At 63.8% G+C, this 13,365-nt stretch carries 16 protein-coding genes, 1 pseudogene and 2 riboswitches; of the genes and pseudogenes, 3 read left to right on the top strand and 14 right to left on the bottom strand.

Going from position 1 to position 13,365, the window contains the following annotated elements; translation table 11 throughout:
• Positions 1-1,848, top strand: a complete 1,848-nt coding sequence (gene dnaK / locus MEFOE_RS09860; RefSeq protein WP_067051620.1) for a molecular chaperone DnaK — start codon at positions 1-3, stop codon at positions 1,846-1,848.
• Between the two features lie 6 nt (positions 1,849-1,854).
• Positions 1,855-2,991 carry a molecular chaperone DnaJ gene (dnaJ, locus tag MEFOE_RS09855; protein WP_067051617.1) on the top strand — a complete coding sequence of 379 codons (1,137 nt, stop codon included), beginning with the start codon at positions 1,855-1,857 and terminating at the stop codon, positions 2,989-2,991.
• A gap of 219 nt (positions 2,992-3,210) precedes the next feature.
• Here the strand turns inward: dnaJ and MEFOE_RS09850 are convergent, their stop codons facing one another.
• The 9 genes and pseudogenes from MEFOE_RS09850 to MEFOE_RS14060 all read right to left on the bottom strand — a co-directional run bounded on the left by MEFOE_RS09850 (position 3,211) and on the right by MEFOE_RS14060 (position 8,777).
• Complete coding sequence (locus MEFOE_RS09850) at positions 3,211-4,077, bottom strand: universal stress protein (protein ID WP_067051615.1); 867 nt, start codon at positions 4,075-4,077, stop codon at positions 3,211-3,213.
• A complete protein-coding gene (arsB, locus tag MEFOE_RS09845) occupies positions 4,074-5,153 on the bottom strand; it encodes an ACR3 family arsenite efflux transporter (RefSeq protein ID WP_067051612.1) in 1,080 nt (359 codons plus the stop codon). Before arsB ends, MEFOE_RS09850 begins: the two co-directional genes overlap by 4 nt.
• Positions 5,150-5,536 (bottom strand): DUF2703 domain-containing protein, encoded by a 387-nt coding sequence (locus tag MEFOE_RS09840; protein WP_067051610.1) that lies wholly within the window; start codon positions 5,534-5,536, stop codon positions 5,150-5,152. Before MEFOE_RS09840 ends, arsB begins: the two co-directional genes overlap by 4 nt.
• 11 nt (positions 5,537-5,547) lie before the next feature.
• Entirely contained in the window at positions 5,548-5,952 is a 405-nt protein-coding gene (locus tag MEFOE_RS09835) for a putative zinc-binding protein (RefSeq protein WP_235809657.1), read from the bottom strand.
• Positions 5,953-6,012: 60 nt separating this feature from the next.
• Positions 6,013-6,252 (bottom strand): thioredoxin family protein, encoded by a 240-nt coding sequence (locus MEFOE_RS09830; RefSeq protein WP_067051606.1) that lies wholly within the window; start codon positions 6,250-6,252, stop codon positions 6,013-6,015.
• The gene (locus MEFOE_RS09825; protein WP_067051604.1) at positions 6,249-6,509 is read right to left on the bottom strand and encodes a hypothetical protein; all 261 of its coding nucleotides are present in this window, start codon (positions 6,507-6,509) and stop codon (positions 6,249-6,251) included. The genes MEFOE_RS09830 and MEFOE_RS09825 overlap by 4 nt, the downstream gene beginning before the upstream one ends.
• A gap of 7 nt (positions 6,510-6,516) precedes the next feature.
• Positions 6,517-7,590 (bottom strand): permease, encoded by a 1,074-nt coding sequence (locus MEFOE_RS09820; protein WP_067051602.1) that lies wholly within the window; start codon positions 7,588-7,590, stop codon positions 6,517-6,519.
• Positions 7,591-7,642: 52 nt separating this feature from the next.
• Positions 7,643-8,530, bottom strand: a pseudogene (locus MEFOE_RS09815) (permease); the annotation flags it as partial.
• Positions 8,531-8,609: 79 nt separating this feature from the next.
• Positions 8,610-8,777, bottom strand: coding sequence for a hypothetical protein (locus MEFOE_RS14060; protein ID WP_160329532.1), 168 nt, complete (start codon positions 8,775-8,777; stop codon positions 8,610-8,612).
• Between the two features lie 154 nt (positions 8,778-8,931).
• Here MEFOE_RS14060 and MEFOE_RS09810 point away from each other — a divergent pair, with 154 nt between their 5' ends.
• Positions 8,932-9,300, top strand: a complete 369-nt coding sequence (locus tag MEFOE_RS09810) for an ArsR/SmtB family transcription factor (RefSeq protein WP_067051598.1) — start codon at positions 8,932-8,934, stop codon at positions 9,298-9,300.
• Position 9,301: 1 nt separating this feature from the next.
• On the opposite strand, the gene MEFOE_RS09805 is transcribed toward MEFOE_RS09810, so the two are convergent.
• The 5 genes from MEFOE_RS09805 to MEFOE_RS09785 all read right to left on the bottom strand — a co-directional run bounded on the left by MEFOE_RS09805 (position 9,302) and on the right by MEFOE_RS09785 (position 13,267).
• Positions 9,302-10,057, bottom strand: a complete 756-nt coding sequence (locus MEFOE_RS09805) for an ABC transporter permease (protein ID WP_067051595.1) — start codon at positions 10,055-10,057, stop codon at positions 9,302-9,304.
• Positions 10,054-10,980 (bottom strand): ABC transporter ATP-binding protein, encoded by a 927-nt coding sequence (locus MEFOE_RS09800; RefSeq protein WP_067051593.1) that lies wholly within the window; start codon positions 10,978-10,980, stop codon positions 10,054-10,056. The genes MEFOE_RS09805 and MEFOE_RS09800 overlap by 4 nt, the downstream gene beginning before the upstream one ends.
• 425 nt (positions 10,981-11,405) lie before the next feature.
• Positions 11,406-11,759 carry a DUF190 domain-containing protein gene (locus MEFOE_RS09795; protein ID WP_067051591.1) on the bottom strand — a complete coding sequence of 118 codons (354 nt, stop codon included), beginning with the start codon at positions 11,757-11,759 and terminating at the stop codon, positions 11,406-11,408.
• Complete coding sequence (gene crcB, locus MEFOE_RS09790; protein WP_067051589.1) at positions 11,756-12,139, bottom strand: fluoride efflux transporter CrcB; 384 nt, start codon at positions 12,137-12,139, stop codon at positions 11,756-11,758. The genes MEFOE_RS09795 and crcB overlap by 4 nt, the downstream gene beginning before the upstream one ends.
• Positions 12,140-12,293: 154 nt before the next feature.
• Positions 12,294-12,358, bottom strand: a riboswitch (Fluoride riboswitch).
• Positions 12,359-12,412: 54 nt separating this feature from the next.
• Positions 12,413-13,267: a prenyltransferase/squalene oxidase repeat-containing protein gene (locus tag MEFOE_RS09785; protein WP_067051587.1), complete on the bottom strand. Its 855-nt coding sequence runs from the start codon at positions 13,265-13,267 to the stop codon at positions 12,413-12,415.
• Between the two features lie 8 nt (positions 13,268-13,275).
• Positions 13,276-13,337: riboswitch (Fluoride riboswitch) on the bottom strand.
• Between the last annotated feature and the right edge of the window lie 28 nt (positions 13,338-13,365).

Genomic DNA, 13,365 nt, shown 5'->3' with positions numbered 1-13,365 from the left:
ATGGCAACAGAAAAGGTTCTTGGTATTGACCTTGGCACGACGAACTCCTGCATGGCCATCATGGAGGGCGGTCAGCCTGTCGTGATCGCGAATGCAGAAGGCGGCAGGACAACGCCGTCGATCGTGGCGTTCAGCAAGGAAGGCGAGCGGCTTGTCGGCAGCGTCGCGAAGAGGCAGGCGATCACCAACCCGAAGAGGACGATCATCTCGATCAAGCGCAAGATGGGGACGAGCGAGACCGTCGACATCGACGACAGGAAGTACACCCCGCAGGAGATCTCCGCGATGATCCTCCAGAAGATGAAGCTCGATGCCGAGGCATATCTCGGCGAGAAGATCGAGAAGGCCGTCATCACCGTCCCGGCCTACTTCAACGACGCCCAGAGGCAGGCGACGAAGGACGCCGGCAAGATCGCCGGTCTTGACGTCATGCGGATCATCAACGAACCGACCGCGAGCGCCCTCGCCTACGGCATCGACAAGGAAGAGGAGTCGACCATCCTCGTCTACGACCTCGGCGGCGGCACCTTCGATGTCTCCATCCTCCAGCTCGGCGACGGCGTCTTCGAAGTGAAGGCGACTGCCGGGAACAACCGCCTCGGCGGCGACGACTTCGACCAGCGTGTCATGGACTGGGTCGTCGCCGAGTTCAGGGCAAAGGAAGGCCTCGACCTCTCGAAGGACCCGATGGCACTGCAGCGGATCAGGGACGCAGCCGAGAACGCCAAGAAGGAGCTATCGACCGTCCAGAAGACGAACATCAACCTCCCCTACATCACCACCGACGCCAGCGGCCCGAAGTTCCTGGACATGGACCTCACCCGTGCGAAGTTCGAGCAGCTCATCGGCGACCTGGTCGAGAAGACCGTCGAGCCGGTGAAGCAGGCCCTCTCCGACGCGAAACTCACAGCGTCCGATATCGACCACGTCCTCCTTGTGGGCGGTTCGACCCGCGTGCCCCTCGTTGTCGAGACGGTCAGGAAACTCCTGGGCAAGGAACCCGACAAGGGGATCAACCCTGACGAGTGCGTGGCCGTCGGCGCCGCGATCCAGGGCGGCGTCCTCACCGGCGAGGCAAAGGACGTGCTCCTCCTCGATGTCACGCCCCTCTCCCTCGGCATCGAGACCCTCGGCGGCATCGACACGAAGCTGATCGACAGGAACACCACCATCCCGACCCGGAAGAGCCAGATCTTCTCGACGGCTGCGGATGGCCAGACGAGCGTCGAGATCCACGTGATCCAGGGCGAGCGCGCCCTTGCCAAGGACAACTTCACCCTCGGCAAGTTCCAGCTCACCGGCATCCCGCCCGCACCCCGCGGCATCCCCCAGATCGAGGTCACCTTCGACATCGACGCCAACGGTATCGTCCATGTCTCGGCAAAGGACCTCGGGACAGGCAAGGAGCAGACCATCACCATCAAGGGCGGCAAGGGGATCTCCGAGGACGAGATCAACCGCATGGTCAACGACTCCAAGAATTTCGAGGAAGACGACAAGAAGAAGCGCGAGGAGATCGAGGTGCGGAACACCGCCGACACCGCGGTCTACACCGCCGAAAAGACCCTCAAGGAGTCCGGCGACAAGATCGGCGAGGACGATAAGAAGAAGATCGAGGAGACTTCCGCCGCCCTGAAGACGGCCCTCGAAGGTGACGACACCGAGGATATCAAGAAGAAACTGGAAGAACTCACCGAGGCCGTGTACGCGGTCACCGCCAAGATCTACCAGGAAGCGCAGAAGGCACAGGAGGCCCAGAAGGCCGCCGGTGCCGAGGGTGCACAGAAGAAGCAGGACGACAATGTCGTCGATGCCGACTTCGATGTCAAGGACGAGAAGAAAGAGTGAGCATAGATGAGTGCGGGAAGCTACTATGATGTCCTCGGCGTCGCCCGGGACGCCGGCGAGCAGGAGATCAAGAAGGCATACCGCAACCTTGCACGGAAATATCACCCTGATGTCTGCAAGGAGCCTGACGCGGAAGAAAAGTTTAAGGATATCAACGAGGCCTACTCGGTGCTCTCGGACCCGGAGAAACGCGCCCAGTACGACAATATCGGGCACGAGGCTTTCAAGAACGCCTCGAAGGGTTCGTACACCGGTGGCGGCGGATACGGCGGCGGGTTCCAGGCTGACTTCAGCGGCTTTGGAGACATCTTCGACACCTTCTTTGGTGGCGGCGGCGGGCCGAGAGGCCCGCGGCCCGGCGCCGACCTCCTGTACCGCCTCTCGATCAGCCTGAAGGATGCGGTCTTCGGGACAGACCGGGAGATCGAGGTCATGCACACCGAGTCCTGTCCTGAGTGCGACGGGAGCGGGAGCAAGAACAAGAAGTTCCGGGTCTGTCCGAAGTGCGGAGGCAGCGGCCAGATCAGGCAGGTGAGCCAGTCGCTCTTCGGGCAGTTTGTGCGGATGAGCGCCTGCCCCGACTGTGGTGGCAGGGGGAAGATTCCGGAAGAACCCTGCAAACGCTGTAAGGGCAGCGGCCATGCCCGGGTGAAGAGGAAGGTCTCTGTCCGCATCCCGCCCGGCGCCTACAGCGGGCTCCGCCTGAGGATGGAAGGATATGGCGAGGCCGGGGACTATGGCGCCCCGGTAGGCGACCTGTACGTCGAGATCATCGTTGAGGAGAGCCAGGACTTTGTCCGCAACGGCGAAAACCTCGAAACCACGGTGAAGGTCACCCCGGCGATGGCGGCGGTCGGTTCAAAGGTCGAGGTAAAGACGATCGACGGCCGGACCGTCGAGCTGAAGATCCCGGCCGGCATCCAGCACGGCACTGCGCTGCGCATTCCGGGCGAGGGCGTGCGCCACCGCGGCCGGCCCGGCGACCTGCTCGTGCGCGTGAAGATCGTCGTCCCGAAGAGTCTCTCCGACGAGGAGAAGGAACTCTACCAGAAACTGCTTGAGATCGAGAACAAGAAGGGCCCCGAGAAGAAGGGCTTCTTCAAGGACTTCGTCGACAAGATGCGGGGCGAACCTGAGAAGTAGGCTGCTCCCCGTCATCTTTTCACGCTCTTTTTCCGTGGAGTGCCGGTCTCCGTGGGGATGATATGGTGAGGGCAGACCCTTCACCGTCTTACCACAACCACACGTTCCCGATGGAATAGAGGCCGAACACAACGAAAACCACGGCGACGATCCCTGCGGACCTGATCTCATCGATGGTCTTCATCATACGCACAGTGATTCAAAAATATTTGAAACCCGTCATCTGACGACGAGCACATGCGCCCGTGCGCCGTGGACCACCGCCCCGGTCACCCCGCCAAGAAGGGACCGAATCGCGCTGTGCCGCCCTTTCGCCCCCATGACAATCAGCGTCGGCTCAAACGTCTCCTCGACCCCCAGGATCTCGTCGATGGCGTTGCCGGTCACAAGCATCGTGACGACCTGCGGGATCCCCAGGGGTTCGAACCGCTGCTTCAGGTCGGCGAGGCGTGCGGCGTCCTTCCGGTTGAACTCAGAGATCTGCTCCTGCGAGGCTGTCCAGAGGCGTCGGGTGTCCTGGACATGCATGATCACCAGGCGCTCGGGCCGGGCCCCGGCCATCCACTCGATGAAGGGGATGCACCGGTCCGCATCCCCGGAGAAGTCGGTCAGGTAGAGGACCCGGCGGAAGATCCGATCGGTCGTGAGGGTGCAGGCGGTCGGGTCCCCCTCCTTCATCACGGTCAGGCGGAGGATCAGGAGCGGCACCGTCGCATGGGCGAGGACGTTCTCGGTCTGGCTCCCCAGGAGCATGCGGGGGATCAGAGAACGGCCGTGCGAGCCCATCACGATGAGGGACGGCAGCGCCGCCTCGGCCCGCTCCAGGATCTCGATCCAGGGGATGCCGGCGACGACCTCGGCCCCGACATCGGGGACGCCGCAGGTCTCCAGGCGTTTTGTCCACCCGGCCATCACCTCGCGGTCGTGCGCATGAATGCCGGGATCGCCCGCCGTCTCGCGGATGTTGATCACGTACAGCAGTTCCACCCGCTCCACACCGAGACGGGCGATCTCCTCCACGGCCGGCGCCATCGCGGCGGCCGCACCGTGGATCTCCAGCGGGACAAGCATTGAATCCATCTTCATGTCGGTTCACTCCTGAACATTCCCTGCGTGCGCAGGCAGATTTTTACGAGCATCAGCATCACCGGCACCTCGATCAGGACGCCGACGACCGTCGCAAGCGCCGCCCCCGACCCCAGGCCGAAGAGGATCGTCGCCGTTGCGATCGCCACCTCGAAGTGGTTCGAGGCGCCGATCATCCCGGCCGGGGCGGCGTCCCGGTAGGGGAGGCCGATCCTCGGGGCCAGGACGAAATACCCCAGGGTAAAGATGAGCACCGTCTGGATGAAGAGCGGGACGGCGATCCAGAGGATCGTCAGGGGGTTCTCGACGATGACCTCGCCCTTGAAGGTGAAGAGGAGGACCAGGGTGCCGAGCAGGGCGACGATCGAGACCGGGGTGAGCAGGTTCAAAAACCGCGTCTCAAACCACGCCATCCCTTTCTTTGCGATGATCCACTTCCTGGTGACGTAGCCTGCGACGAGCGGGAGGGCGACGTACACCGAGACCGAGAGGAGGATCGTCTCCCAGGGGATCGGCATGGCGTTCACGCCAAGGAGGAACCCGCCGAGCGGGGCGTAGAGCACCAGCATCGTGAGGGAGTTGATCGCCACCATGATCAGGGTGAGGCCGTCGTTGCCCTTCGCCAGGTAGCTCCACATCAGCACCATCGCCGTGCACGGGGCGATCCCGAGGAGGATGCACCCGGCGACGTAGCTCCGCCAGAGTTCGACGGTGCTCCCGTCGGCGAGCACCTCGGTCCCCGGGATGAACCCGACAAAGACATATCCCAGGAAGAAGGTGGCGAGGAGGTACATCGTGAAGGGCTTGACCGCCCAGTTCACGAAGAGGGTGAGGGCGACGGGTCTCGGGGTCCGGGCCGCCCTGAGCACCTCGGCGAAGTCGATCTTCACCATGATCGGGTACATCATGAAGAAAAGGGCGATCGCGATCGGGATCGAGACCTGGTAGACGGAAAAGGAGTCGAGGGCGACGGCGACGCCCGGGGCGGCGCGGCCGATGGCGATCCCGGCGACGATGCAGAGCGCCACCCAGACCGTGAGATATTTCTCGAAGGTGGAGAGGCGGCGTTCGGTCATGGCTCCACCGCCCGCAGTGCCGCTTTCAGGATCAGGTCGGCGGGGAGGGCCTCGTGGGTCTCGTCCCCGCAGACGATCGCCCGGCACGAGGCATCGGTCCCGGTGATGCAGGAGCAGGAGGCGCAGGGGGTCATCTCCACCCGCACCTCGTCGAGGAGGTCCTCGATGGGGATGCCGTTGAAGAGGATCGTGTTGGACTCGGCGATCCGCTCCGGCGGGAGGACCGTCTCGGTCACCCGCACCCTGATCCGCCGGGCCGAGAGCGCCGGGCGGATGGCGGCGAAGACCTCAGCGAGGGTGCGCCCGGTCGCCGCACACCGTTCGCAGGTCGCATCCACGCTCTCGCCGATGTGCCGCCATTCCACGAGAAGGGTGCCGGCCATTTTCCCCCCCTCTAACAGCCCCCGCCGCAGCCGCACCCGCAGCCGCCGTTCCCGGGCTTTTTCTCTTCAGGGGCGGGCTTTTTCCCTCCCTTCCCCTCCCAGGCCGCCGAGACGACCGTCTCAAGGTCGTCTTCATGAACCGTCATATCGCCGATCTTCTTGATCCCCAGTTCGGTGACCACGATGTGCTGGTCGGGCTCGATGCCCGCCGCTGCGGCGATCTTCCCGGCGCATTCGACCGGACATCCGTCGATGACGACGATCTCGTCGGCGTCCTCGACCTTCTTCATCACCGAGGGCGTCCTGATCGCCAGGGAAGCGGTGCAGGCCTTGTTCCCGAAACCCTCACTCGTGAGGGCGACCGACGCCGCATTCGAGAGTTCACCGACGTTCGAGGCGCCCGAGCAGGCGAAGATGATCCGCTTCCGCCCGGTCGCCTCGCCGCCGCCGCAGGTGCAGGTGGGTTGATCTGCCGTTCAGATCACCCCCTGCAGGATCTCCTTGATCTCTTTCACGTCGGCCACCCGGCCAGAGACCCGCAGTTCGCCGTCGACAATCAGTGCCGGGGTCAGCATCACGCCCTTATCCATGATGGCGGTGATATCCTCCACCTTCTCGATCTCGGCGGAGATCCCGAGTTCCGCGACCGCAGATTCGACGTTCTTTGCCAGGCGTTTGCATTTCATGCATCCGGTTCCAAGGATTTCAATCTTCATGGTTTCACCTTTTTCTCGTACTCCCTGAGCAGGGCCGTCCGGTAGGCCGCTTCGGCCGCGCGGGGTACGTAGTTGTAGATCGTGATCTGTTTCATGAGTTCGTCGGCGATGGCGTCGGCGCCGGCGAGGTGCATATCCCGCACCTCGTCGATGGCGTCGTCGAGCATGGCCAGGCCGACGACGATCCCGCCGACCTCGATCTGCCTGATCCGCCGCATCGCCTCGGCGGCGCAGCACGGTTTTGTTCGTTCTGCCATGTATTGTTCACCCCAGGATCAGGCCGTACGCGAACCCAGCGAGGGCCGAGAAGACGATCACGAGCACTGCATAGACGATGGTCTTCTTCGGCCCCATGATCCGGGAGATCACCAGGAGCGAGGGCAGACTCACGCTCGGTCCGGAGAGGAGGAGGGCGAGCGCCGGGCCGCCGGCCATCACGCCCGAGGTGTAGCCGAAGGTGGTGCCGATCACCGGCACCTCGAGGAGCGTGGGCATGTACAGGATCGTCCCGACGATCGAGGCGAGCAGGGTCGACTGGAGGGAGTTCGTCCCGAAGAAGGGGCCGAAGGTCTCGGGCGGGAGGAAGTAGGCGAGCATGCCGAGGGCGAAGGTGCCGATGATCAGGATCGGGAAGATCTTCTTCGTCAGGTCCCAGGTCTCCCAGCCCCACTCGGTCACCTCGTCACGCTCGAAGAAGTAGATGAGGAGGTAGGCCGTGCCCAGGGTGAGGGCGTAGATGACCGGGAACTTGATCATCCAGTCGGCCTGGGCGGTGCCGGCGATCAGGATCCCGACCAGCATGACGAAGAACGCCGGGACGACCCAGCGGGGGCGCTCCTCCCCGCCGCCGGCGGGCACCTGCGGCGTCGCCGCCATCTTCTTCCGCGTCTCGACATCGTGGGAGCGGAAGAGGGTGGCCATGACAAGACCGATGACGATCGCCAGGATAATTGCAAAGACCGCCCGCGCCAGCCCCAGGTCGAAGCCGAGCACCTTTGCCGTATAGACGATCGCCAGGATGTTGATCGCCGGTCCGGCGTACAGGAAGGTCGTCGCCGGCCCGATGCCGCTGCCCCGCTTGAAGAGCCCGGCGAACATCGGCAGGATCGTGCAGGAGCAGACGGCGAGCACCGTCCCTGAGACCGAGGCGAGGCCGTAGGCGACGCTCTTCTTCGCGTCCGGGCTGAAGTATTTGAGGATCGCCTCCTTCTTGATGAACGCCGCAATGGCGCCGGCGATGAAGAACGCCGGGACCAGGCAGGTGATGACGTGCTCGGCCAGGTAGCCGAGCAGGGTCTCCCAGCCCATGAGGAGCGAGCCAATGAGGATGTCTATCATGATCTTCTCTCTTGTGCTGTTGGTGTTTGAGGTGTGGTGTGTTCCTTCTCATTTATGCCGGGAGCATGACGCCGAAGGCAAACCCGGCAAGGACGGCGATCCCGAGCACGGTGACGACGAAGGCCGCCACCAGGCGCCGCTCGAAGATCGCCGAGAGCAGCGTGATCTCCGGGATGCTCGCCCCGGCGCCGCCGATGATCAGGGCCATCACCGCCCCGGCGCCCATCCCCTTCTGGAGGAGGACGGCGCTGATCGGGATGATCGTCTCAGCCCTGATATACATTGGTATGCCGATCAGGGCGGCGGCCGGGATGGCGAGGGGGTTGTCAGGCCCGGCGACCGAGACGATGAGGTCGGCCGGGACGAAACCGTAGATGAAGGCCCCGATGGCGGCGCCGAGGACGAGGTACGGGAAGACCTGGCGGAAGAGCGAGACGGCGAAGTGCAGGGCGGCGGAGAACCGCGGGCCGTGACGCTCCGCAAAGGTGCCCCCCTCGCACCCGCACGCCGGCGCCGCCGCCATCCCCTCGACGGTCACCTCCTTCACGTATCGCGCAAACCCGAGCCGCCCCAGGAGGGTGGCGAGCACGAGGGCGGCGCAGAAGGTGATGACGGCGTACATCGCCGTCGGCACCGGGCCGATGAGGGCGGCCAGGAGGGAGAGGATCACCGGGTTTAAGAGGGGCGAGGCGAGCAGGAAGGCCATGCAGGCGGCGAACGGGATCCCGGCGTTGAGCAGACCGACCAGGATCGGGATCGTGGAGCAGGAGCAGAAGGGCGTGAGCGCCCCGAAGACGCCGCCGAGGACGGTGGAGGCACCTTCGCCCCGTCCGGCCAGGGTCCGCCTGATCCGCTCCTCCGGGATGTAGGCCTGGAGCAGACCGACCAGGAAACTGACCCCGACAAAGAGGATGACCAGTTCGCCGGCGATCACGACGAAGAACCCGCCCGCTTCAAGAAGCGTCTCAGTGAGCGCCGTCGCTCTCCCTCCGTCCCGTTCCCGGACCCATCCCTCTCACTTACTCCTTCTCTTCGGCCTTCTTCTCTTTCGGTACGATCTTCACGCCGCCGCAGCAGCCGCATCCGCAGTCCTGTCCGCCCATCGAGCGCAGGCGGGAGAGGAACCCGCCTTCTTTCTTTACCGTATCTTTTTCAGTCAATTTCATCACCATGTAGCAGTGTTTCAAATTTGTTTGAATCTTCGATTGGCTGCGCCGGTGTATATAGGTTGCGGTTTCACTAATTTTTGAAATAGGCAGGGCGGCGCAGGACCCGCGCCTGACCGAACCCTATATCTGGCATCATTTCATAATCGTTTGAACTATCGGAGGAGAAACAAGCGTGGACGAGAAGAAGTGTTGTGGAGAGGGATACCGCGGCATCCCCTCGGAGATCGAAGCGTCGCTCTGCCGGTGCGGCGGCATCGAAGGGCTGATCGAACGTCTGCCCGACCACGCCGCGATCGCGGCGAGGTGCGCCGTCCACCGGGCGCTCGCCGACCCCTTCCGCCAGAAGATCCTCGCCATGCTCGCCGTCCAGCCCCTCTGCGTCTGCGTGATCAAGGCGGTGCTCGAGATCGCCGACTCCAAACTCTCCTACCACCTCTCGGTGCTCAAAAAAGCCGGACTGATCCAGGGCGATCAGCAGGGCAACTGGATCATCTACCGCCTCACCGGCGAGGGCGAGCGGTGGGCGCCGCCCCGCACCTGAATCAGATCCGCCCCTGGACCGTGCGCTCGTGCAGGGCCATGGCGACCCCGCCGAAGAGGAGGGCGAACCCGGCAAGGGCGGCGAGATCGGCGAACACCGGGAAGGTGTGGGTGCCCATCAGGGCGTAGCGGGCGATATCGGTGAAATAGGTGAGCGGCGAGCAGACGGCCAGCGCCTGCCCCCAGAGCGGGAGTTCCTCCACCGGGATGAAAACACCGCTGATGAAGATGAGCGGGAACTTCACCAGGGACGAGAGCATCATGATGTTCGACGGGACGTTCGTCGGCGGCGTCGAGAGGAGGAGGCCAAGCGCCGAGAAGCAGACGCCCCCGAGGACGATCCCGGCGAGGAGCACCGCTGCGTGGACCGGCACCGCCCCGGCGGCGCACCCGATCCCGACCGTGACGGCGGCGATGCCGAGGGTGAAGATGAGCGACGCCAGCATGTCCCCGGCGATGAGCGTCCCCATCGTGACCGGACAGACGATCAGTCGCTCCAGCGTCCGGGCCTGCGCCTCCCAGGGCTGGATCACCGGCGAGACGGCGGTGGCGGTGAAGAAGAGGGTCATCGCAAGGAGACCCGAGACGAGAAACGGCACCGAGAACCCCCGGTTGCCGACGGCGAACGCGAGGAAGAGGAAGAGCGGCATGATGAGGCCATAGATCATCACCGGTCCCTTCGCGTAGTAGATCCTGATGTCCTTTTTTGTGATCGCAAGGGCGCGGCGCATCTGCTCGAACGGGTGCTCCGGGTTCATCCCGTCCCCTCCGTCAGCCTGAGGAATGCCTCGTCCAGGGTCGGCGCCGGGGTGTTCAGGCGCTGGATCCGCAGGCCCTCTGCCCCGGCGAACTCGACGAGGGCGCGCACGGCGGCGTCCACGTCCGCGGTGGAGACCATCCACCGGTCCCCTTCCCGGTCGGCAGAGACGATCCCGGCCAGGGCGGCAAGGGCGCCCGCCTCCACCCGACCGTCAAAACTCACCTCGACGGTGTGGAGACGCTCGATCGCCATCTTCAGGCGGTCCGGGGCGTCGAGGGCGACGATCCGGCCCGTGCGCATGATCGCCACCCGGTCGCAGAGGCGGTTCGCCTCGTCCATGTTGTGGGTGGTGAGGAAGATCGTCGTCCCGGCAGCGTTGAGGTCGCGCAGCATCGAGAGGATCAGGTGCGTGCTCTGGACGTCGAGGCCGCTCGTCGGTTCGTCGAGGAAGAGGAGGTCGGGCTCGTGCAGGAGGGCCATCGCCAGGATGAGCCGCTGTTTCATCCCCTTCGAGAACCCCTGCACCTTCGAGTCCCGCCGCTCGAAGAGGCCGAGGTCGGCGAGCAGCGCCGCCGCCCGCTCTTCGGCGACCGGGCGGTCGAGGCCGTAGAGTTCGGCCATGAGCATCAGGTTCTGCCGGGCGGTGAGGTCGGCATAGGCGTTTGCGGTCTCGGGCACGACGCCGAACCCCTGTTTCGCCCGCACCGGCGCCCTGACGATATCGTGCCCCAGGACCCGGGCCGACCCGCCGTCCGGCCTGATCACCCCGGTGAGCATCCTGACCGTCGTCGTCTTGCCGGCGCCGTTCGGGCCGAGGAAACCAAAGATTTCTCCTTCACGGACGAAAAAAGAGACGCCATCGACCGCCTTGATATCCCCGAAGGTCTTTTGCAGGTCCACCGCCTCGATGGCGCCGGTCATCGTCGCACCCCTGACGCGTCGTCCCGTGCGTCTATCCTGTCCATTGTCAAACCTCTCCTATGACCCCAAGAGATCAAAACAATATTTATTCCCAGAAGTACGGTGCTGGCGACACCCTCTGCCAGCAGTGCAGTACACGGGTCGGACAACCATCTGGTGATGGGAGGGATATATTCTGTATCCCCATCTCTGTAAAGATCAATTCCCTGGTGGGATTTACAGGGACTGCTGCCCCCTGCTCTCCACAGCGATAGGGGGATACGGAATCGGCAGGCACACCCACTGCATCAGAGATGAGAAAAGAATCTCTTCAGGTCCCGGAACAGACACGCCGGCGAGTGCCGTTTCGCACGGTCGGCAGCCTTTCAGGGAGATAGGATCCGGGAAGAGTCTGCGGGAGCAGGATCTTTTCCCGTACCTGAAGATCACTCTTTTTCCTCGTCATCACCGTGGTAGAAACAGACCGTCACCTCTTCCTCGGTGACCAGACCGCCATCGATGATCTTTTCCAGGACCGGTTTGATCTCCTCGATCTTCTCTCTCGAGTCCACGACCTCCACGACGACCGGGAGGTCAGTGGAAAGCCGGAGGATCGAGGCCGTATGGATCAGGCTCGTCTTGCCAAATCCCGTGATCCCGCGCAGCACGGTCACGCCATAAAATCCTTCTTTTCTGAGCAATTCAACGAGATAACGATAGAGGAGTTTTCCCTCATACCGGTCAGATTCCCCGATATAGATCCGGAGAAGCACGGCCTGTGCATTTTTTCCCAGTTTCATAGCGATGCCTCCAGGTAGCCCGCCGTCACTTTCCCTGCAAAGACGGCCAGAACGACCAGGACCGAGGTGGCGAACACGTTCAGAGCGAAGAACCCGAACTCGTGGTTTTCCAGGAGGCGGAACGATTCATAGCCGAACGTCGACATTGTCGTGAACGCCCCGAGAACGCCGAGAGTCAGGAAAATCCTGGTTTCGCCGTCAAAGACGCCCCCATACTCGGAGAGGTACATGACCAAACCGAGAAGAAAACTACCGATCACATTCACCCCCAGGGTGCCGATGGGGAAAGTGCTGACGCTCCCCTGCAGCCACCCGCTGGTGAAATATCTGAGTACGGCACCGACAAATCCGCCGATGCCCACAATGATCCATGCTTGCATCTCTCGTGGTCCTCCGGGCGGAGAGATTCAGCCCGCATGAGGATCGGTCATGTTAAAACCCGGGCGAATCCCTTCGCCCTCTGCCGGACGGACCCACAGCTACATGAAGAGCTAGAGGTGTAATGGTGTCCCATGGCATTGCACGTCCGTCCGGCGGAAAATAGACGTCATCAGTCCCGAACGGGGCGGTTGATGGCGGACGTCATCGCCTGAATAACTGTACTTCTCGCGGATATAAGGGAATATGTGCTGTTTGGAGCATCTCCCGGGATGTTACAGGACACCCATCCGTTTTTCATCGGAGACGCGCAAGGAATCGTGGCCGGTGTCGATGAGTCGAAGGATCCTGACCGCCGTCCATGTCGTCTCCAGGGTCGCCGTGCCGCCAAAGACCGAGCGGGCAAAACCCCCCGCGGGTGTCAGGCACTTGAGGACAAAGGGCCCGGCCGCCGGCGAGGGTGTGACCTCCAGAAGCCGCGCCGCGGCGACGCCGGCGGCGACGTGCTCCAGGTAGGCGGGCGAGGTGCCGGGCACGTTCACGTAGCCGTACTCCGGGTGCGTGCACCTCTGGAGGAACGCCGCCGCACCGTCTCCGCAGACAGGGGCACCGACTGCGGCGCGGATGGCAAGGGCCTGAGAGGCCTCGACGAGGGTGGCGTGACCGCCTTCTGGCGTGCGGGAGGCATGGACCGCGGCGAGCAGGCCTACCCTGACGGCAGGAGCGATCCTGATGCCGGTGTGGCGGCAGAGGCGTGCATAGAGGTACGGGCGGTGGAGAGCGCTCTCCGACTCGACCGGCCTCTCCGCCCCCGGCGCCGGGGGCACGACCGACCTGACCCAGGGGGCGGGGTCATAACGGGGCGGGGTCCTGAGGATACCGAGGGCGAGGAGGGCATAATACCCGGTCTCGAAGACCGGGTACCGTCCGTCGTCCTGCTGGCGGGAGAGCAGCCAGCGGGCGGTCGCCGGATCGGCGTCCACCGCCCCGAAGAGGCGGAGGATGTCGAGGGCGAAGAAGGTGTCCGCGGCGTTCGGTTCGTTCAGGCGGTAGAAACAGTAGCCGCCGTCCGGACAGCGCCGGTCGGCGATGTATGCGATGCAGGATTCCCTGAGTTCACGTCCGGTCATACGACTGAGTCCATGCAGAAGTCATCAGCCCGGAGGGCGGTTGACGGCGGACTTCATCGCCTGCATCCGTGTATCGGTCAGGGTTTCCTTCGCACGCA

The sequence above is a fragment of the Methanofollis ethanolicus genome (assembly GCF_001571385.1).
In the GTDB taxonomy this organism is placed as follows: domain Archaea; phylum Halobacteriota; class Methanomicrobia; order Methanomicrobiales; family Methanofollaceae; genus Methanofollis; species Methanofollis ethanolicus.
Note: the sequence above shows the minus strand (reverse complement) of the source record. Positions and strands in the feature narration are given on the sequence as shown.